General features: G+C 48.7%; 18 protein-coding genes and 2 pseudogenes. 9 read left to right on the forward strand and 11 right to left on the reverse strand.

The window, feature by feature from the left end; all coding sequences use genetic code 11:
• Positions 1-68: 68 nt before the first annotated feature.
• The 6 genes from GKO28_RS11215 to phoB form a co-directional block, all read right to left on the reverse strand.
• Positions 69-1,187: a methyl-accepting chemotaxis protein gene (locus GKO28_RS11215; protein WP_182076309.1), complete on the reverse strand. Its 1,119-nt coding sequence runs from the start codon at positions 1,185-1,187 to the stop codon at positions 69-71.
• A 237-nt stretch (positions 1,188-1,424) separates the two neighbouring features.
• Entirely contained in the window at positions 1,425-2,051 is a 627-nt protein-coding gene (locus GKO28_RS11220; protein ID WP_182076310.1) for a ParA family protein, read from the reverse strand.
• Between the two features lie 188 nt (positions 2,052-2,239).
• The gene (tal, locus tag GKO28_RS11225) at positions 2,240-3,319 is read right to left on the reverse strand and encodes a transaldolase (protein WP_182077466.1); all 1,080 of its coding nucleotides are present in this window, start codon (positions 3,317-3,319) and stop codon (positions 2,240-2,242) included.
• Positions 3,320-3,449: 130 nt separating this feature from the next.
• Positions 3,450-3,761, reverse strand: a complete 312-nt coding sequence (locus GKO28_RS11230; protein WP_182076311.1) for an ATP-binding protein — start codon at positions 3,759-3,761, stop codon at positions 3,450-3,452.
• A gap of 41 nt (positions 3,762-3,802) precedes the next feature.
• Positions 3,803-4,738, reverse strand: a complete 936-nt coding sequence (locus tag GKO28_RS11235; RefSeq protein WP_182076312.1) for a phosphate regulon sensor histidine kinase PhoR — start codon at positions 4,736-4,738, stop codon at positions 3,803-3,805.
• 83 nt (positions 4,739-4,821) lie between these two features.
• Positions 4,822-5,508, reverse strand: coding sequence for a phosphate regulon transcriptional regulator PhoB (gene phoB, locus GKO28_RS11240; protein ID WP_173533157.1), 687 nt, complete (start codon positions 5,506-5,508; stop codon positions 4,822-4,824).
• A gap of 335 nt (positions 5,509-5,843) precedes the next feature.
• On the opposite strand from phoB, the gene GKO28_RS11245 reads away from it, so the two are divergent.
• The 6 genes and pseudogenes from GKO28_RS11245 to GKO28_RS11270 all read left to right on the forward strand — a co-directional run bounded on the left by GKO28_RS11245 (position 5,844) and on the right by GKO28_RS11270 (position 10,141).
• Complete coding sequence (locus GKO28_RS11245; RefSeq protein ID WP_203564109.1) at positions 5,844-6,212, forward strand: gamma-butyrobetaine hydroxylase-like domain-containing protein; 369 nt, start codon at positions 5,844-5,846, stop codon at positions 6,210-6,212.
• 110 nt (positions 6,213-6,322) lie between these two features.
• A pseudogene (gene ubiE, locus GKO28_RS11250) lies at positions 6,323-7,067 on the forward strand (bifunctional demethylmenaquinone methyltransferase/2-methoxy-6-polyprenyl-1,4-benzoquinol methylase UbiE).
• Between the two features lie 71 nt (positions 7,068-7,138).
• Positions 7,139-7,750, forward strand: coding sequence for an SCP2 domain-containing protein (locus GKO28_RS11255; protein ID WP_182076313.1), 612 nt, complete (start codon positions 7,139-7,141; stop codon positions 7,748-7,750).
• 57 nt (positions 7,751-7,807) lie between these two features.
• Positions 7,808-9,320: pseudogene (ubiB, locus tag GKO28_RS11260) on the forward strand (ubiquinone biosynthesis regulatory protein kinase UbiB).
• 91 nt (positions 9,321-9,411) lie between these two features.
• On the forward strand, positions 9,412-9,612 hold the full coding sequence (locus tag GKO28_RS11265) for a hypothetical protein (protein ID WP_182076314.1): 201 nt from the start codon (positions 9,412-9,414) through the stop codon (positions 9,610-9,612).
• Positions 9,599-10,141, forward strand: a complete 543-nt coding sequence (locus tag GKO28_RS11270; protein WP_182076315.1) for an EAL domain-containing protein — start codon at positions 9,599-9,601, stop codon at positions 10,139-10,141. Before GKO28_RS11265 ends, GKO28_RS11270 begins: the two co-directional genes overlap by 14 nt.
• 136 nt (positions 10,142-10,277) lie before the next feature.
• On the opposite strand, the gene GKO28_RS11275 is transcribed toward GKO28_RS11270, so the two are convergent.
• The 4 genes from GKO28_RS11275 to GKO28_RS11290 are packed head-to-tail and all read right to left on the reverse strand — an operon-like array spanning position 10,278 to position 12,757.
• Entirely contained in the window at positions 10,278-10,781 is a 504-nt protein-coding gene (locus tag GKO28_RS11275) for a TPM domain-containing protein (protein WP_182076316.1), read from the reverse strand.
• Positions 10,781-11,680, reverse strand: coding sequence for a YgcG family protein (locus GKO28_RS11280; protein ID WP_182076317.1), 900 nt, complete (start codon positions 11,678-11,680; stop codon positions 10,781-10,783). The genes GKO28_RS11275 and GKO28_RS11280 overlap by 1 nt, the downstream gene beginning before the upstream one ends.
• Entirely contained in the window at positions 11,680-12,273 is a 594-nt protein-coding gene (locus GKO28_RS11285) for a LemA family protein (protein WP_182076318.1), read from the reverse strand. Before GKO28_RS11285 ends, GKO28_RS11280 begins: the two co-directional genes overlap by 1 nt.
• Positions 12,274-12,292: 19 nt before the next feature.
• Entirely contained in the window at positions 12,293-12,757 is a 465-nt protein-coding gene (locus GKO28_RS11290; RefSeq protein ID WP_182076319.1) for a YhcH/YjgK/YiaL family protein, read from the reverse strand.
• 114 nt (positions 12,758-12,871) lie between these two features.
• Between GKO28_RS11290 and GKO28_RS11295 the strand changes: the two genes are divergently transcribed.
• Positions 12,872-13,315 (forward strand): hypothetical protein, encoded by a 444-nt coding sequence (locus tag GKO28_RS11295; protein WP_203564110.1) that lies wholly within the window; start codon positions 12,872-12,874, stop codon positions 13,313-13,315.
• A gap of 61 nt (positions 13,316-13,376) precedes the next feature.
• Here GKO28_RS11295 and GKO28_RS11300 read toward each other — a convergent pair whose 3' ends face one another.
• On the reverse strand, positions 13,377-16,181 hold the full coding sequence (locus tag GKO28_RS11300; protein WP_182076321.1) for a valine--tRNA ligase: 2,805 nt from the start codon (positions 16,179-16,181) through the stop codon (positions 13,377-13,379).
• A gap of 283 nt (positions 16,182-16,464) precedes the next feature.
• On the opposite strand from GKO28_RS11300, the gene GKO28_RS11310 reads away from it, so the two are divergent.
• Positions 16,465-18,807, forward strand: a complete 2,343-nt coding sequence (locus GKO28_RS11310) for a glycosyl hydrolase family 18 protein (RefSeq protein ID WP_282099278.1) — start codon at positions 16,465-16,467, stop codon at positions 18,805-18,807.
• Position 18,808: 1 nt separating this feature from the next.
• Positions 18,809-19,204 (forward strand): chitinase C-terminal domain-containing protein, encoded by a 396-nt coding sequence (locus tag GKO28_RS21515; RefSeq protein ID WP_307838996.1) that lies wholly within the window; start codon positions 18,809-18,811, stop codon positions 19,202-19,204.
• Positions 19,205-19,306 lie beyond the last annotated feature (102 nt).

Below are 19,306 nucleotides of genomic sequence, written 5' to 3' on the forward strand. Positions count from 1 at the left end.
TTGAGTGCGATGAAAAACGCCGCGAAGCATATCGCGGCGTTTTTTATTTTCATTAACCAATGCAAGACTTAATTTGATAGATCATTCACTTTGCTGGAAATATCTTGTGATGCTGCCGCTTGTTCTTCAGCTGCGCTGGCAATTTGCGTAATGTAATCATTCATACTATGGACTTCATTGAGGATACGTTCTAAGGCCTCAACGGCTTGTTTGCAATCATCAACTGAGGTATGTACTGCGGTTTGTCCAAGATGAATTGCTTCTACACTACGTTTAACTTCATGTTGAATGTCTTTGACCATGCTGTAGATTTCGCTGGTGGATTTGGTCGTGCGCTCCGCCAATTTGCGAACTTCATCGGCAACCACTGCGAAGCCTCGACCCTGTTCGCCCGCACGAGCCGCTTCGATGGCGGCATTGAGTGCCAATAGGTTGGTTTGATCTGCAACATCACGAATGACCGCCACAATCATGCCAATAGATTCGGAGCGCTGCCCCAGTTCTAGCAAGCTGGCGGCAGTTAAATCAATAGTTCGCGCCACTTCTTCGATACTCACATTGGTGTCTTTGACGATTTCAACACCACGCTTACTTTCATTGAGCATGACTTCAGAAGATTGCGACGCGGAAGAGGATTGAACGGCGACACTTTCGACACTGACCGCCATCGCGCCTAAATTATCGGCGAGTTCGGCGATTCGTTCTTCTAAAAATAACTGCCGCTGCCGGTTGTGCTCGACTAATTCTTGGGCTTTTCTTTCAGAAGAAATATTTTTGAACTGGGCCATAAAACAAATGAGTTTATTGTTTTCACCCCAGATTGGGCTCACTTTGGTTTGGAATAAAATATCGCCAACAGGAATATCAGCCAAATGCTCTTTGACTTGGCCATTGGCTAGATTTTGTAATAAGGCTTTTACTCGAGAGGGGTCGCGATGAAATTGATGGATAGAATTATTCATTGCAGATCCAACATCCGCACCGGCGATCAAAGATTGATTCATTACTGCGCGATTATTATTCATGAATGTTCGCGCGGTGCGATTCATGTAAAAAATCTTATTTTCTGGAGAGGTATCGGCCAACATAATGACGGCATCAATTTCATCTAAAGCGGCGGTATACATCGCCAGATCATTGATGAGTGGTGCTGATTTTTGCTCGGTCTGAAAAGTAAAGCCAAACATTGGTTCTCTCCAAAATAAATGATAAATGCAGAATACTGGCAATGTTGTTGGCGCAAGTTGCAAACAACTTTCATATAGCTTAGTCAAAACCTAGTGTTTTTCTGTCTTTTTGAATTGTGAATTTATTGTTTTCATATGACGTGCGGATGAATGAGTGATCGGCGAGAATGGCACTAAGCGCTGCTTGGTAGCGATAGACTATCGAATGGATGACACTAGCAGTTGCTGTGAGTCGATTTAACGGATATGCAGCCAATCAATGAGCGGCAGCCATTCTTTACGATCCCGTTCGGTGCGTGAGTAGGGCAAGTCAAACAAGGTCATGCCGCGTTGTATGGTTTGATTGTAAAGCTGAGTATCTCGTAAACAAGTTAATAACGGTAAATCATAACGGCTTAAAAACGCGGGCAACTGCTGCGCTGATTGGGTTCGTGAATTAACCCGCATACCAATAATGCCGACTTTGACTTCATCATGGCGAACTGCTTTTAGCTCAGCCAGATCAGCGAAAAAATCGGCACAAGCCCAAAGATCAAAGGCCGATGGCAATACCGGAACGATGATGTGATCGACAAGGTGAATGGCGTGCTTGAGTTTTTTGCCGCTAAAGCACGCTGGCGTATCGAGGATGGCAACTTGACAGCCTTTGGGAGGGCGAGCGATATGATCTGTGCCGATATCCCAGCGCTGTATGCTGGGTAAGGATTTGGGTCGAAGATTAAGCCAGTGATGACTTGAATGCTGTTTATCTAGATCTCCAAGCATCACGGCATCGTCTTGCCATGCAAACCATGACGCTAAATGTGTGGCTAGTGTGGATTTGCCACTGCCTCCTTTGGGGTTGGCAATGAGGATTTTTCGCATTTGGTTTCCTTTGCTTAAATAGACATAAGCAACGGCTTTTTTGTTGCCTTAGACTGGTGTATGTAAGAATAACATAAATAATTGTGTGCAATTTGTCAGTATCGATAAAGGCTTTATATGTGTTGCATGAATTTAATGAATAAAAAAGCCCAAGTTTTTAACTTGGGCTTTTTTATTCAAGTGCGGGTTTATTTTGTAAGTTCAAGCAGCTTCACAAAGGCTTCGTCAAATTGCTTCAAACCTTCTTGTTGTAACTGTTCACCTGCGAGGTTGTAGTTAATGCCAAGTTGGCGAACAGCCACTAAATTTGCCACTGCGGCATCAATATGGGTATCGAGTGTATTGGCTGCTTTACCATGATCACGGAATAGCGCGAGGGTTGCATCAGGTACGGTGTTAACAGTTTCTGGTCCGATCAATTCTTCAACATACATCACATCGCTATACGCTTTGTTTTTAGTACCGGTTGAAGCCCACAGCAGACGTTGTGGGTGTGCACCCAATGCTTTAAGTGCGGCAAAACGATTACCATGAAACAGTTTTTTGTAGTGCTGATACGATACTTTTACAAAAGACAGCGCAACTTTGCCGCGCAACGCGAGTGCTTCTGGTGTGCCAATCGCTTCTAATTGTGGGTCAATCAAGCTATCAACACGTGACAAGAATACCGATGCAACGGCGTGTACGTGATCAACTGGCAAGCCAGCAGCAGCACGTGCTTCAAGACCGCGGATATAGGCAGTCAAAATATTGTCAACGTGAGTTAAGTTAAACATCAAGGTTACATTAACGTTAATCCCTGACGTAATCAGCTCTTCAAATGCAATCACGCCGGCTGGTGTCGCTGGCACTTTGATCATCACGTTCGGGCGGTTAATTTCAGCCCAAAGACGTTTGGCATTATCAATGGTGCCTTGTGCGTCGTTGGCGAGTGTCGGTGACACTTCCAAGCTCACATAACCATCAACACCTTTGGTTTCGTCGTAAATCGAGCGAGTTAAGTCGCAAGTGGCTTGAATGTCCGGCACCACCAACGCTTCGTAACGTTGTTCGGCAGTCAAATCTTGTTTTTTCAATTCAGCTAAATCACCGGTGTACAGCGGGTCAGAAGAGATTGATTTGTAAAAAATAGCCGGATTAGAAGTCACGCCAGCAATTGCGTCTTCTTTGAGAATTTTCGCCAATTCACCTGAGGCGATGAGACCACGCGAAAGATTGTCCAACCAGATACTTTGACCGAAAGGTTTAATTGCCGCAATTTTGCTCATAGTTACATACGCCTGTGTGAGTGGGTAATAATCATCTTGGGGCATTATCTAGTAACATCAAGAGGCTGGGTTTGTGTTTGCACAAACTGTCATGCTTTCTTGCGTTGTTTTTGTTTTATGTTACTGATACTTACTCCAAAACCCGTTGCGTTGGAAATTTTACCGCAAACTCACTACCTTCTCCGAGTCGCGACTCGACAGCCATTACCGCTTGGTGGCGATGCAAAATATGTTTCACAATGGCTAAACCTAAGCCAGTGCCACCGGTATTGCGTGAGCGGCCACGATCAACCCGATAAAACCGTTCAGTCAATCGCGGAACATGCTCTGGCGCAATGCCAATTCCGGTGTCTTTGACGACAAAGCACGCCTCATCACCGCGCATTTGCCAAGACAGCATGATCTTGCCGCCTGCCGGCGTATAGCGCACCGCATTGGACACGAGATTACCTAATGCCGAATGCAGCTCATCATGATTACCAATTAAGCGTTGGCGTGCGATGGATTCGATGCTGATGGTGTGGCGGCCTTGCGATAAACCTTCAGCCTCAATGCGGAGTAGCTGGAGTAGCTGAGGGATATCAACTTCTTCTCTTCTTTGAGCTGCTGACCATTTTCCAGCTTGGATAGCGTGAGCAAATCATCGACTAAACGCTGCATTCTTTGCGTTTGCTCGTACATTAACTGCATGTGCTGTTCACGCGTTGGTGCATCGATATGCGGCATATCAATCATGGTTTCAATGAAACCACCAACGACCGTGAGTGGGGTACGTAATTCATGCGAAACATTGGCAACAAAATCTCTATGTACAGTTTGTACGCGATCAAGCTGGGTAATGTCACGACTGAGTAAGAGCTTGCGCGTTGAATCAAAAGGAATCATCTGCACCGAGAGTACTTGCTCTTGAGGGCGCATGGTGCGCAAGGTGACGGGATGACTAAAATCTTGTTCTTTTAAATATTCACGCAATGCAGGGTGACGCAGTAAATTGGTAATTTGCTGACCAGAGTCGGTTTTTCGATTTAGGCCTAAGTGAATCTGGCTGGCTGGATTACACCATTCAATACGATCATATTCATCCAAAATGACCACGCCATCGGGCAAGGCTTCGGCTGCCGATAGAAAGCGATCGAGCGTATTGGCTAAGCGATCTTTGGATTTTTTTTGCGAACGTACTTGTTCATACAGTTGGTCAAATACATCTTGCCACAGCATCATGCTGCCCGGAACGGTATCCACATCAGGGTGTTTTAGCCATTGGTTGAGGCGATTAAGATTAATCAGGTGATAACAAATCGTGATACTGAGCATCACGAGTGCAAACATAAAGCCCCAGATAATATTGGTAATGGCGCTGATGGCAAAAGCGATAACAGCAATAAAAAAATACAAAAAAATCGAGCGCAGCCAGAACATGAAACGGCCTTTGGTAGTGCAAAAAAATGTTTGGCGACGTCAAAAATCATCAATGCGACGTGGTATTGATGATTTTTGCGGGCTTAGTTCACAGAGAGTCGATAGCCTGAACCACGAATCGTTTGAATTAAATTATCGTGCCCGGTCCCCTCTAACGACGATCTTAAGCGACGAATATGCACATCCACCGTCCGTTCTTCAACAAATACATGATCACCCCACACTTGATCGAGCAAATGAGCGCGCGAGTGCACACGTTCAGGATGCGTCATAAAAAAGTGTAATAAGCGAAACTCTGTGGGTCCTAAATCGAGCGGTTGAGCATTGCCAAACACCCGATGGGTAATCGGATCTAAACGTAGACCTTTGATTTCCACTGGGTCATCGGTGACTTGTGGTGCTCGGCGGCGCAAGACGGCTTTGATGCGCGCTTGCAATTCGCGTGGGCTAAATGGCTTGGTAATGTAATCATCCGCGCCGGTTTCTAAGCCAATGATTTTATCTTGTTCATCGGAGCGGGCAGTGAGCATGATCAATGGAATCGATCGAGTACGCTCATCAGCACGTAATTTTTTAGCAAAATCGATCCCTGTCATCCCCGGCAGCATCCAATCTAATAAAATAAGATCGGGCAGTGCGTTGCGAACTACGCTGCTAGCGGCCTCTGCAGAGTCTGCACGAATAATGTGATGACCGACTTGGGAAAGATTAAAAGCAATTAACTCTTGAATTGCTGGTTCGTCTTCAACCAGTAAAATTGTAGCGGCCATAGAGTGCTCCTCGCGGAAAAAGTTCAATTTGTTTGTTGCGAGAATAAGGCTTTTATATGAATAGAATATTACAAGTCGACGACTTGCCGATATATATTTTCAATCTATGTAAAGAAATGCACGGGGTATTTTTTGGATTTCCCCCCGACGCGGCGTTACAAAATGCTGACTTAGCACGTTGGTGATGCCCGCTATCGGCAGTGTGCGGTGTTTTTTGTCCTAGCGCCAAATCTATAAAATGCCGCTGTTAAATCAATCGTTGACCGCCTCTAGGCTGCGAAGCAAGTGAAAAAGCAGGGTATTATGGCGACTCCATTCGAGAGAGAGTGATTTTTATGGCTGGTTTATTGCCAACAACGCCGCAACCCACTGAACTGGTCTTGCATCAAGCTTCACGGGTGCTGGATATCGCCTTTGCCGATGGGGCTCGATTTCAGCTGCCGTGTGAGTTTTTGCGCGTTTCTAGTCCATCCGCCGAAGTGCGTGGCCATGGCATTGGTAACGAAGTGTTGCAAGTCGGTAAAGCCAAGGTCAATATCACCGCGATTGAGCCTGTTGGCCATTATGCGATCAAACTGGTGTTTGACGATGGCCATGATTCTGGCTTGTTCTCTTGGGAATATTTGTACGAGCTAGGGCGAGATCAAGCCGCGCTTTGGGATCAATATTTGCAAAAATTAGCGGCAGCTGGCGCGTCACGCTAGATTATTTAGATGGGTATATCTAGCTAGCCATTATTTGGTTGGCTTTTGAGTCATATACCTAAGGGTTATTAATAATGGGCTTAGGCTCAAATCAAAGAAATAGGTGCACGATGAGCGAACACGATCAAGCGACTCATTTTGGGTTTTAAAACCGTTAATGAATCAGAAAAAGCGCAGAAAGTCGCCGAGGTGTTTCACTCGGTCGCACAAAAGTACGATGTGATGAATGACTTGATGTCCGGTGGTCTGCATCGAATTTGGAAGTTTTTTACGATTGAAACCAGCGGTGTTAAAGCGGGCGATAAAGTGCTCGATATTGCTGGTGGTACGGGCGATTTATCGAAAGCTTTTGCCAAAAAAGTTGGTAAAACAGGTCAAGTGTGGCTGACAGATATTAATAGCTCCATGCTCGGTGTTGGCCGTGATCGTTTGATGGATCAAGGATTTGCACTGCCTGTTGCCCAGTGCGATGCGGAAAAACTGCCGTTTCCAGACAATTACTTTGATTTGGTATCAGTGGCGTTTGGTCTACGCAATATGACGCATAAAGATGCGGCATTAAAAGAAATGCATCGGGTGTTAAAACCAGGTGGTCGTTTGCTGGTGCTGGAGTTTTCTAAAGTGTGGGCGCCTTTAAAACCCGCTTATGATATTTACTCCTTTAAATTGTTGCCATTTATGGGCAAATTAGTCGCCAATGATGCCGATTCTTATCAGTATTTAGCCGAGTCAATTCGGATGCATCCTGATCAAGAAACGCTGAAGCAAATGATGCTCGATGCTGGGTTTGGTCGTGCAGATTTTCATAATTTGACGGGCGGTGTCGTGGCTTTGCATAAAGGCATTAAATTTTAACTTTGGGTATTGCGCTGCCACCCTTATTGATTAATGCCTGGCAGGAAATACCTGGGGTTTGGTGACATAACTTGCTTGCGGGCAAAGCCAATGTCAAAGACGCTAATGATGAAGAGTGCTGCGTGATGTTGCTAGCTGGAATTTTGAATCACCTATTCGCTCAAGCGCCGATGTTCGCCGCTGAGTTAGCGCCATTACAGGGCCGTACCTTTCGGGTGCAATTGCCCTTTGCTGCGGCAACGGTGGTGGTCACTGAGGCGGGTTTACTCGCCGATTCGCAGGCGGATGCTGAGGCGATCTTAACGCTGCCGGCGCGATTTTTTATTACGCGCTGGCGAGATCGGCCGGCGGCATCTCGGCTGGTGCAAATCAGCGGCGATGCTGAACTTGCCGGCAAGGTGGGGAATGTACTCGCGGCTTTGCAATGGGACGCGAGCGAGGATTTATCCTTATTGCTGGGCGATGTGCTGGCCGAACGTGTGCGCCGTGTCGCGGTCAGCATGGTGCGTACGCCGCAAGCGATGGGGGAGCGGATGGCGCAAACCTTGGTTGAATATTGTCGCGATGAACAAAAAATGTTGCCGCAAGCGTATGCAGTGACCCAGTTTTGTGATCAAGTTGACCATTTGCGCGATGATGTTGCTCGGCTCGAATTACGCTTACGCCGTCTTGAACGTTCTTAATTAGTCTCAGCCAGTTGGGCGTAGTGCGCTGCGTAATTGGCTTCACGGAAATCTCGGATGTCTTTGTTTCGCTTTATTAAAATCGCTCGTGTCGTTGTTCAATTTGGCCTAGATGAATTTTTACTTGGTCACGAGCGAGTACGTGGTTTGGGGCAAATCGTTAATCGCGCTTTATTTTGGCGTCGCCTCGATCAGCCGCGTGCGGTGCGCTTACGTTTGGCGTTGGAGTCATTAGGGCCGATTTTCGTTAAGTTTGGTCAGGTGCTGTCGACTCGACGTGATTTAATGCCGCTGGACATTGCCAATGAATTGGCCCAATTGCAAGACAATGTGCCGCCATTTGCTTCTGCAGTGGCGATTGAGCAGATTGAGCGCAGTGCCGGACGATCGATTGCCGAGTTATTTCTTGAGTTTGATCCACAGCCAGTTGCCTCAGCTTCGGTGGCGCAAGTGCATCGGGCGCGCTTGCATAATGGGCAGGCGGTTGCCGTTAAAGTCTTACGTCCGGGCATTTTGCCGGTGATCGAAAGCGATTTGGCCTTATTGAAAACGCTGGCGGTGTTAGTTGAAAAACTATTTGCTGACGGCAAGCGTTTAAGACCGCGTGAAGTGGTTGCTGAGTTTGATCGCTATTTGCACGATGAACTGGATTTAATGCATGAGGCGGCCAATGCCAGCCAACTGCGGCGTAATTTTCTCCATTCCGATCAATTAATTGTGCCAGAAGTGTTTTATGACTTTTGTTCACGAGAAGTTTTGGTTTTGGAATGGATGGACGGTATTCCGATTGGCCGCATTGATGAATTAAAAGCGGCGGGTATGGATTTGAAAAAACTCAGTCGATTTGGCGTAGAGATTTTCTTTAGCCAAGTCTTTCGCCATGGTTTTTTTCATGCCGATATGCATCCGGGTAATATTTTTGTCGCGCCTGATAACAGGTATATCGCGCTAGACTTTGGTATTGTTGGTACTCTGAGTGATACCGATAAGCAGTATCTGGCGATTAATTTCTTGGCCTTTTTTAACCGCGATTATCATCGCGTTGCCACGGCGCATATTGAATGCGGTTGGGTGCCAGCAGATACCCGAGTTGAAGCGCTTGAATCAGCGATTCGCACCGTGTGTGAGCCGTTTTTCAATAAGCCATTAAGCCAAATATCGTTTGGTTTTGTATTGCTGCGTTTATTTGAAACCTCACGCCGGTTTAATGTCGAAATCCAACCACAACTGGTGCTATTACAAAAAACCTTGCTCAATATTGAAGGCCTCGGTCGTCAGCTCGATCCGGATTTGGATTTATGGCAAACCGCTAAGCCATTTTTAGAGCGCTGGATGAATGAGCAAATGGGTTGGCGGGGTTTGATTTTGACCTTAAAAAAAAGAAGCGCCACAATGGGCGACATTACTGCCAACCTTACCGCGTAAGCTTAATGAAGTACTGAATCAAAACCACACCGAATTATTGCTTACCGGCTATCGTGGGCTGATGTGGGAGCAAAAAAAGCGCAATGCGATTCTGGCGGTGATTGCCGGATTGCTAGCGGGTATTTTGCTATCCATATGGTGGTAAGCCACGTATAAATCATCGGCGTTGACACGGTAATCGCCACTATAAGTGATTGGCTGGTAATGACTGCGGATTATGCGTTTTGATTCTACGGATGAAACAGATCATTCTCGTCAGCGGATTGATGCGAGCAAGTCCTGTATTGTTGGCGCCAGCGATGGCTGGCCCACAAGGCGAGTCTGCCGCTGGCCAATTTTCACTCGCACCGGCACAGCAGCGTGCAACCATTCAAAAACACTTAACGCACAGCAAGGCTTTCAGACGGTTGCTGCATTATTTGATTGCCGCAGTTTGATCGTTTAGTCATTGATCGCTGTGTAACGCAACTGGCCGCGGCACCGCGACAAACTCGGTTGGCGATTAATTTATTTGGTATTTCTATCGCCGATCTTGAGTTTATGGCTTGGCTTGGCGATCGATTGAATGCCGCACCGCATTTCGCGCAGCGGCTGAGTTTTGAATTGGCAGAGCATGAAGTAATGAATCAATTGGCCGATGTGGCTGGCTTTATCGCCAAAATGACGCCATTGCAGGTGCAAGTTGGCTTAGATCATGTCGGCCGTGGCCTGAGTTCATTGGCGTATTTAAACCGGTTTAAAGTGCATTATCTCAAAATCGATGGTGCGTTTAGTCAGCACATTGATCACAACCCAGATCAGCAATTTTATATGGATGCGATGATTAAAATTGCCCATGGTTTGGATTTTTTGGTGATTGCCAAATCAGTTGAAACGGCAGCCGAGCAGGCAACGTTAGCGGCGATACGAATCGATGGTATCCAAGCCTATGCCGTCGAAGAAATCATGCGGTGGGATGTTGCTTGATAGGGTATCGACTTCTGGATTATATTCAATAAGCGGTTTGTCGATATACCTGCTGAAATGTATCTATGGCAATGTCGGTTGTTGCTGCATCGTAGTCGAACGGCCTCAGCCAATGATGCCGGCTGAGGGCTTGGGTTTAAATCACAATCACTGGCTCATTGCTCAGTTCGTTAGGATTCTCGCTATCGATTGGCAAAGGAAAGTGCAGCGCTAATAAGTCGCCCAATTGCTTGAGCGTTTGGCTTAAACCGGGCAGCACCTGATTGGCGGCCAGATCGCGCTCTAATTGCTGGCAAATGGCTTGCCACTGCGCTGGCGGTACTTTGTTGGCAATGCCACGATCAGCCACTAATTCCAATTGGCGCTCAGCCAGTAACAAATACAACACGATGCCGGTATTGCCCTCGGTGTCCCAAACGCGTAGATCAGAAAACCAGCTTAGCGCTCGCTCACGCGCGGTGGTGTTTTGCCAAATTAAAGCCATCGGTAAGCGCGCTTCGATGATTAATCGAATCTCACCCCGATGCCCTTGCTCTGCGCTGGTAATGACTTGGCTGAGTGCCGCTTGGTTCGCAGCATTAAAATATTGCACCGCCTGATTGGGTTTTAAGTGCAGCCAGAGGCGTTTGAATTTTTGCATTACCATCCTCCCGAGGCACCACCGCCTCCAAATCCACCACCACCGCCGCTGAAACCGCCGCCGCCAAATCCGCCACCACCATAGCCGCCACCGCGATGATTAAAACCGCCGCCGCGTCCGCTTTGATGGCTTAAAACGAGACCGATGAGTTCGACAAATAAACGACTCGTAACAATACTCAGTGTCAGCGCCATCCCTAGGCCAAGTAGCAAAGCCAGCGCGATTGGTGTGCCGGTGCTGATGGCGGCAAAACCACTCACTGCCGCTACACCGCCACGCCCCAACCAGCGACCGCCGATTTGGCTCAAAATAAAGCCAGCAAATAAAATCCCCGCTAATGTCAGCGGCTCTAAGCCAAGGATTTTAAACGGCGCGGCAGCGGCCGGCGCCGTCGCTGCTGCTGGCGGCAGTGCTTCGCCGTCAATTACAGCGCTGATTTTGGCGACGCCAGCATCAATGCCGCCGACAAAATCGCCTTGCCGGAAAGCGGGCAAAATAAACTCGCGAATAATTCGGCTACTCACCACATCGGGTAGCGCGCCTTCAAGACCTCGGCCAACTTCGATACGCACTTTTTTGTCGTCTTTGGCGACCAACAGCAGCACACCATCATCTACGCCTTTGCGGCCCAATTGCCATTGATCGACGACTTTAATCGCAAATTGCTCAATGCTGTCGTCGCCGGTACTAGGCACAATCAGCACTGCCAATTGGCTACCTTTGCGCTGCTCTAAACTGGCTAACTGCTGATCTAAAGTTGCAGTTTGCTGGGCATTGAGCGTCTGCGTTAAATCGGTCACACGGGCATTAAGCTGGGGTATTGCGATGCTGGCAGCAAATAAAAAAGGGCATAGCAATATACCTAACATATAGATTAATAATTGGCAGCGGCGCTGCATTATTTTTTCTCGCCACTAAAGTCCACCGTTGGCGCACTGGAAATCGCTTTTTCGTTTTCAACGCTAAAGTTGGGTTTCACTTCGATGCCAAAAATCTTGGCTGTCAGATTAGTGGGGAAGGTTCGCGCAGTGGTATTAAAGGCTTTCACATCTTGGATATAGCGATTACGCGCGACGGTAATTCGATTTTCGGTGCCTTCAAGTTGGGCCGATAAATCGCGGAAGTTTTCATTGGCTTTTAGATCGGGATATTTTTCTGAAATCGCCATCAAGCGTGATAATGCCGAGCCCATACCCGCTTGCGCTTCTTGAAAACGCTTGAGTGCGGCAGGGTCATTGGCGAGTTCTGGGGTGACTTGAATGCTGCCAACTTTGGCGCGCGCCTCGGTGACACCGAGCAATACTTTTTCTTCATGCGCGGCATAGCCTTTCACCACATTGACTAAATTAGGGACTAAGTCGGCACGGCGCTGATATTGATTGAGCACTTCGGACCAAGCCGCAGCCACCGTTTCATCTTGTGCTTGCAATGCGTTATAGCCGCATCCGGTGAGGAACAAAGCCAAAATCCCGCTGATGAATAATCGTTTCATGCCGTGCTCCTAAAAAAATTTAATTGAGGCAGTTTATATCAATTTTAATTACGACTTTCTTAATGCTTACCGGAGTGTTGAGTGCACGACACGGTTTATGCAATTCACCAGGAAAAAAGATGGCATACATGCCAGCACTTAACACCAGCCGTGATTCATTTTCTTGTGGGTGAACAAAAGCAATATCGCGCTCGGCCAATTGATCGACACTCAAGCTGAGCGCTGGATTGGGTGGTAAATAGCCAATCACTTCTTCACCAGCAACCAAGTATTGAATATCAATATAGCGTTGATGAAACTCGGGCATGCCCGTTTCCCAAGGTTGGGTCATGGGTGTTTGCACAATGGCAATCATGCGCTCGCCATCGAGCGGATAGCGGCCTGCTGCCATGGTTGTGAAGTCGGTATGGCGTAAATAATTGAGTGCGGTTTCGATGATGGCCGGTAAAGCGCCGTTGGATTGATTTAAATGGCCAAGTAGCATGATATTGATGTCTAGTTTGAAATAAGCGTGTCTGTAATATTACAGCATCGTAATTATGTCGCTTGCCATCTTATTACCCAAACTTGATGATCTTGACCTTAAATTGAAGGGTCAATGATGAAACTCAAACTATGTTGTGCCTTGGTTTTGCTGTCGAGCAGTGTGATTGCGGCCGATCCACGGATGCCAGAACAAATGCTACGCGGCAAAAATTCGCAGTATCAAGATGGTTTTCGCGATGGTTTTCGTGAAGCGGTTCGCATGATGAATGGCGGCGGCCATGGGAACAATAACAATGGCAATAAAAATCGTGAAATTCGCATTTCACGCGCAACGTATGGCGCATCGCGCGGCAGTTGTGATTTTACCCAGCGCCTTGCCCGCTCAGCCAATGGACGCACGGCGTATGAATTTAAAGCGGGGAATCAGTGGTGTGGCGATCCGGCGGATGGTCGTAAAAAAACCGCGACGATCGAATATTTTTGCCGTGGTGATTTGAAAAAAATCGATGTCCGTGAAGGTCGCTCTGAAACCTTGCGCTGCGATAATCTGTACTGACATTGGCGATGAATTAAAAAAGGCCACTCTTGCGAGTGGCCTTTGCTTTGCGATGGATGGTTTATTTCAATTTATCCACTTGCACATTTAAGCTGTGCAATTTGTCGTGTAGCTCGATCACTTGCGCTTTGTCTTTTTCCACCAAATGCGCTGGCGCTTTTTCTGTGTAGCCTGGCTTTTCTAGCTTGGCGACGAGTTTTTCTAGCGCATCGCTGGTTTTGCCGATTTCTTTATTCAAGCGCGCGGTTTCTGCGGCTTTATCGATTTCGACTTTGAGCATCAAGCGCGTGGTGCCTGCTACGGCAACGGGTGCATCGCCTTCAGGCAACTTCGCAACGATATTCACTTCCGACAATTTCACCAGTGGCAGCAAATACTTGGCGTATTTTTGCAGCTCGGGTCCGCCTTCAACAAACATCGGTACTTTTAGCGCTGGGCTCAGGCCCATTTCGCCGCGCAAATTCCGCGCCGCAAAGGCAATCGCTTTGAGCTCAGTAATCGCCGCTACCGCTTCCGGTTTGATCTTCGATGCATCCGCAACCGGCCACGCCGCCATCATCAATGACTCGGTGTCTTTCTTGCCCGCCAGTGGTGCCACGGTTTGCCAGATTTCTTCCGAAATAAACGGCATGATCGGGTGAATCAAGCGCAGGATGGTCTCTAACACGCGAATCAAAGTACGGCGCGCCGCACGTTGTTGTGGCTCGGTGCCGTGCTGGGTTTGTACTTTCGCTAGCTCGATATACCAATCGCAATATTCATTCCACGTGAATTCGTAGATCGCTTGCGCCGCCAAATCGAAACGGAAGGTATCGAGCGCGGTGGTGATGGTGGTTTCTGTCTCTTGCAGACGAGAAATAATCCACTCATCGGCAAAGCTGTATTCCAACTCTGCACCGTCTTCGAGGCCGCAATCTTTGTCGACGACATTCATCATCACAAAGCGCGTGGCGTTCCAGATTTTGTTGCAGAAATTGCGATATCCATCGCAACGCTTCTGGTCAAAATTGATCGAGCGGCCGAGTGATGCCAATGACGCAAACGTGAAACGCAGTGCGTCTACACCATACGCTGGAATGCCTTCTGGGAATTCCTTGGCGGTTTTGGCTGCGACTTTCGGCGCGTTCTCTGGGCGACGTAATCCGGTGGTGCGCTTTTCTAGCAAGGGCTCAAGCGCGATACCGTCGATCAAATCAACCGGGTCGAGCACGTTGCCTTCGGATTTGGACATTTTCTGTCCTTCCGCATCGCGCACCAAACCGTGGATATACACGTGTTTGAACGGTACTTTGCCGGTAAAATGCTTGGTCATCATAATCATTCGGGCAACCCAGAAGAAAATAATGTCGTAGCCAGTCACGAGCACCGATGAAGGCAAGAACGCTTTCAAATCCGGTGTTTCATTCGGCCAACCGTGGCTAGAGAATGGCACCAGCGCCGAAGAGAACCACGTATCAAGTACGTCGTTATCACGCGTTACAGACTTGCCGCCAGCCTTCGCAACCGCTTCCGCTTCGGTACGCGCCACATACACTTGGCCGTCTTCATCGTACCAAGCTGGGATTTGATGGCCCCACCACAATTGGCGAGAAATACACCAGTCTTGGATGTTATTGAGCCATGAGTTGTAGGTATTCACCCAGTCATTTGGCACAAATTGCACTTCGCCGCTGTGAACGGCTTCAAGCGCTTTTTCGGTAATGCTGGTGCCATCAGTGGCAGGCTTGCTCATTGCCATAAACCATTGGTCGGTCAGCAATGGCTCGATCACCGTGCCTGTACGATCACCACGCGGCACCATCAATTTGTGCGGTTTAGTGTCGAGTAACAGACCTTGTGCATCCAAATCAGCGAGCATCGCTTTACGCGCTTCAGCTGTGGTCATGCCGGCATACGCCGCTGGCAATTCAACGCTGCCAAGGCTGGCGCCTTCAAAGCTAAATACTTGCGCTTTGGCCAAAATCGTCGCTTGCAAGCTCATCACATTGATCAGTTGCGTGTTGTGACGTTTACCAACTTGGTAGTCGTTAAAGTCATGCGCTGGGGTGATTTTTACAAAACCAGTACCGAAGGCTTTATCAACGTATTCGTCGGCAATGACGGGGATTTGGCGGCCTGTGAGTGGCAGCTCAACCATTTTGCCAACCAGATGCAAGAAGCGCTCGTCATCTGGCGCAATCGCGACTGCCACGTCACCCAAGAGGGTTTCAGGACGCGTGGTGGCGACGGTGATGAATTCATCACTGCCCACAACCGGATATTTGATATGCCACATATGGCCGTTTTCTTCTTCGGAAATCACTTCCAAATCAGAAACAGCGGTGCCGAGTTTAGCGTCCCAGTTTGATAGGCGTTTACCGCGGTAAATCAAGCCTTCTTCAAACAGGCGAACAAAAGCTTCGACGACGGCGGTCGACATTTTGTCGTCCATCGTAAAGTATTCGCGGCTCCAATCGACAGACGAGCCCATGCGGCGCATTTGGCTGGTGATGGTGTCGCCGGATTCTTTTTTCCATTCCCATACTTTCTCGAGGAAAGCAGGGCGGCCGAGTTCGTGGCGGCTAATGCCTTGTGCATCGAGCTGGCGTTCTACCACGATTTGCGTGGCGATACCGGCATGATCGGTGCCTGGCAGCCACAAGGTATTGTCGCCGCGCATGCGGTGGTAACGCGTTAGGCCATCCATGATGGTCTGATTAAACGCGTGGCCCATATGCAGCGTGCCAGTGACGTTCGGCGGTGGCAATTGGATACAAAATGCCTCGCGAGCAAGGTCCATGCTCGGTTGGAAGTAGCCTTGGCTTTCCCAAAACGGGTACCAATGCGATTCAATATTCTGTGGCTCGAAGCTCTTGGCGAGTTCCATGGTGCGTGCTCAGTTAAAGCGAAACCATAGATTATAAAGCTTGCTTGGCGCGAATGGGGAATGCCGCAAAAAAAACGCAGCGGCAATATTTTTTTTACCACTGTAAATGTTGTTGGCGGGTAATGAGCCAACATCCATCGCTCTCGATAAATTGGTATTTATTTGATTGTTGTATCAATACCAATTTGTGCTTTGTGGTTTTGTCGTTAGCGATGAAGCGGACTATTCTCGATGACACTAGGGATTGCCCTAGTGTCAAAATATAAAAACGAGGATGAGAGAGATGAAGAATCAACACCAAGGTTGGCGTTTACGCCTGTCGGTGGTCGCGCTGGGTTTGCTGCTCAGTAGTGGGGTTTTTGCTGCTGAGTGGGCCGAAGGAACGACGTATACCGCTGGAACGCAAGTAACTTATGCCGGTAAGACCTATACCGCCCGTTCAACGCATACCGCGTATGTGGGTGCAGGCTGGAATCCGGCAGCAACGCCAACGCTGTGGGAAGCCGTGAGCGCGAGCAGCACTGCCGCACCAACGAGCACACCAACGCCAGTGGCCAGTGCCACGCCAAAACCAGTTTCTAGTGCGACGCCAACGCCCACGGCAACTGCTTCACCCATCACGACGCCGACGCCCACCAGCGCTGCACCAGTGGGTAATTGTTTGGCGGTTTGGAATAGCGCCAGTACCTATAACGGCGGTCAGCGAGTGAGTTATAACGGCCGAAATTTTGAGGCCAAATGGTGGACACAAGGCAATACACCATCGGCCAGCGATCAATGGGGCCCGTGGAAAGATTTAGGCGCTTGCGGGGTAGCGCCAACATCGTCACCCACAGTGACACCGACGATTACACCGACAGTGACGCCAAGCGCCACACCGACGACCAGCCCAACAGCCACTCCAAGCGCTACGCCAAGCGCTACGCCAAGCACCACGCCGACAGCCACACCAACCGCGACACCAAGTAGCACACCAACGCCGCCAGTTGGGAATAACGACGCTTGCCGCCCTGAAGGCATGGCGGTGTCTGCGGTAGCCAATGTGCCGTATTGCTTGGTGTACGACACCGCTGGCCGTGAGCAACTTGCCAATGGTTTGCAGCGCCGTAATATTGGCTACTTCACCAATTGGCGCACCGGCAAAGACGGCAAGCAACGCTATTTAGCCAGTGATATTCCGTGGAAAAATCTAACGCACATTAACTACGCCTTCGCGCATATCGATAGCAGCAATAAAATTTCGGTCAATGCCGAAGTGGCAGGCAATGAATCCACCGATATGACATGGCCGGGGGTTGTAGGCGCAGAGATGGACCCGAGCTTGGCGTTTAAAGGGCATTTCAATTTGCTCGCCAAATACAAAAATCAATACCCCAATATGCGCGTGTTGGTGTCGATTGGCGGTTGGGCAGAAACTGGCGGCTACTTTGGCGCAGATGGCAAACGCGTGTCGTCTGGTGGGTTTTATTCGATGACGACCAACGCCGATGGCTCAATCAATACTGCAGGAATTAATACCTTTGCCGATTCAGTGGTGGCGTTCCTGCGTCAATACCAATTTGACGGCGCGGATCTTGATTATGAATATCCAACCTCACTCAAAGACGCGGGCAATCCACTCGATTGGACGGCTTCTACGCCGCGCCTAAAAGGCCTACAAGCGAGCTACCGTGAATTGATGCGTGTATTGCGTGAAAAACTCAATGCCGCCTCTGTTGCAGATAATAAATACTATCAACTCACCGCCGCCGTACCGGCTTCGGGCTATTTATTACGCGGCATGGAAACCTTCCAAGCGGCCAAATACCTCGATTTCTTAAACGTAATGAGCTACGACTTACACGGCACTTGGAGCCCCTACGTTGGCCCGAATGCGGCCTTGTTTGATGATGGTAAAGACGGCGAATTGGTGTTTTACAACATCTATAACGACCCGCAATACAAAGGCCTTGGCTATCTGAATACCGATTGGGCCTACCATTTTTATCGCGGCATGATGCCAGCAGGGCGCATCAATATGGGTGTGCCGTATTACACCCGTGGCTGGCGTGATGTGAAGGGCGGCGGTGCTGGCGGTTTGTGGGGCGATGCCACCACGCAAACCTGCCCACCGGGCTTGGTTGCACCGTGTGGCATTGGTGCATATGGCATCGACAATATCTGGTTTGACGTCGATGCCAACGGCAAGGAACAAGCCGATGGCTCCAATCCAATGTGGCATGCCAAAAATCTAGAAAAAGGCATTGCCGGTGATTACCTCGCGCAGTTCAATATGTCTGCTGCCAATATCGTCGGTAAATACACAAGGTATTACGATCCAACGCTCGTAGCATCTTGGCTGTGGAACGATACCACCAAGGTATTTATCTCGACTGAAGATGAAACCGCAATGCAAACCAAGGCCGATTGGATTATCAAAAACGGCATTGGCGGCGCGATGAACTGGGAATTGGCTGGCGACTACGATTGGGATGCCAACCAAGCCAATCTGAACGGCGGCAAAGGTCAGTACGTACCGGGTTCAAGCCTAACGCGTCTGTTGGCGGATAAATTCCGTAGCGCAGCGCCTTATGGCAATACCGTCGCGAGTAGCGCCAATCCGGTGAGCACCATTAACGCCGACTGAAGTGATTGACGTGAGTGTGGAATTGAATAAATTCCCCATGGGCGACGATAATTTCCCGATCACGCCAACGCTGCATATCGTCAACAACACCGGTGTAGCGATTCCATCGGGTGGCAAAATCCGCTTCCAATATCCTGTATCAGCGCCGGATAATTTAAGCGGCGGCGCAATCACCGCAGTGGCATCGGGCCATACCGGCAATAATATCGGCGGCTTAAAAGGCGATTTTCACACCGTGGAAATGGCACTACCGGCCTTAGCCATTGGCGCAGCCAAAGACGTGAAAGTGACGTATCGCTTACCGATTAGCGGACCAAGCAATGTGCAAATCACGCTCAAAGGCAAAACATTCGCCATCAAGCAAGAACAACCCAATAAACCAATTGGGAAGTTTTGATCCTAGTTTTTAGTTATTGAAGTAATGGGTATCTGACGCTGAGTGTTGATATTTAACGCTTGGGGTTAGATACCCTTTTTTATGCTCACTTTCAATCGCGTG

Source organism: Deefgea sp. CFH1-16, from assembly GCF_016881365.1.
GTDB lineage: Bacteria > Pseudomonadota > Gammaproteobacteria > Burkholderiales > Chitinibacteraceae > Deefgea.

Bases quoted from the DNA above. Each gene is read 5' to 3' on its own strand.
- GKO28_RS11215 (WP_182076309.1), bottom strand. From the start codon at position 1,187: ATGTTTGGCTTTACTTTTCAGACCGAGCAAAAATCAGCACCACTCATC.
- GKO28_RS11220 (WP_182076310.1), bottom strand. From the start codon at position 2,051: ATGCGAAAAATCCTCATTGCCAACCCCAAAGGAGGCAGTGGCAAATCC.
- tal (WP_182077466.1), bottom strand. From the start codon at position 3,319: ATGAGCAAAATTGCGGCAATTAAACCTTTCGGTCAAAGTATCTGGTTG.
- GKO28_RS11235 (WP_182076312.1), bottom strand. From the start codon at position 4,738: ATGTTCTGGCTGCGCTCGATTTTTTTGTATTTTTTTATTGCTGTTATC.
- phoB (WP_173533157.1), bottom strand. From the start codon at position 5,508: ATGGCCGCTACAATTTTACTGGTTGAAGACGAACCAGCAATTCAAGAG.
- GKO28_RS11245 (WP_203564109.1), top strand. From the start codon at position 5,844: ATGGCTGGTTTATTGCCAACAACGCCGCAACCCACTGAACTGGTCTTG.
- GKO28_RS11265 (WP_182076314.1), top strand. From the start codon at position 9,412: ATGAAACAGATCATTCTCGTCAGCGGATTGATGCGAGCAAGTCCTGTA.
- GKO28_RS11275 (WP_182076316.1), bottom strand. From the start codon at position 10,781: ATGCAAAAATTCAAACGCCTCTGGCTGCACTTAAAACCCAATCAGGCG.
- GKO28_RS11280 (WP_182076317.1), bottom strand. From the start codon at position 11,680: ATGCAGCGCCGCTGCCAATTATTAATCTATATGTTAGGTATATTGCTA.
- GKO28_RS11285 (WP_182076318.1), bottom strand. From the start codon at position 12,273: ATGAAACGATTATTCATCAGCGGGATTTTGGCTTTGTTCCTCACCGGA.
- GKO28_RS11290 (WP_182076319.1), bottom strand. From the start codon at position 12,757: ATGCTACTTGGCCATTTAAATCAATCCAACGGCGCTTTACCGGCCATC.
- GKO28_RS11295 (WP_203564110.1), top strand. From the start codon at position 12,872: ATGATGAAACTCAAACTATGTTGTGCCTTGGTTTTGCTGTCGAGCAGT.
- GKO28_RS11300 (WP_182076321.1), bottom strand. From the start codon at position 16,181: ATGGAACTCGCCAAGAGCTTCGAGCCACAGAATATTGAATCGCATTGG.
- GKO28_RS11310 (WP_282099278.1), top strand. From the start codon at position 16,465: ATGAAGAATCAACACCAAGGTTGGCGTTTACGCCTGTCGGTGGTCGCG.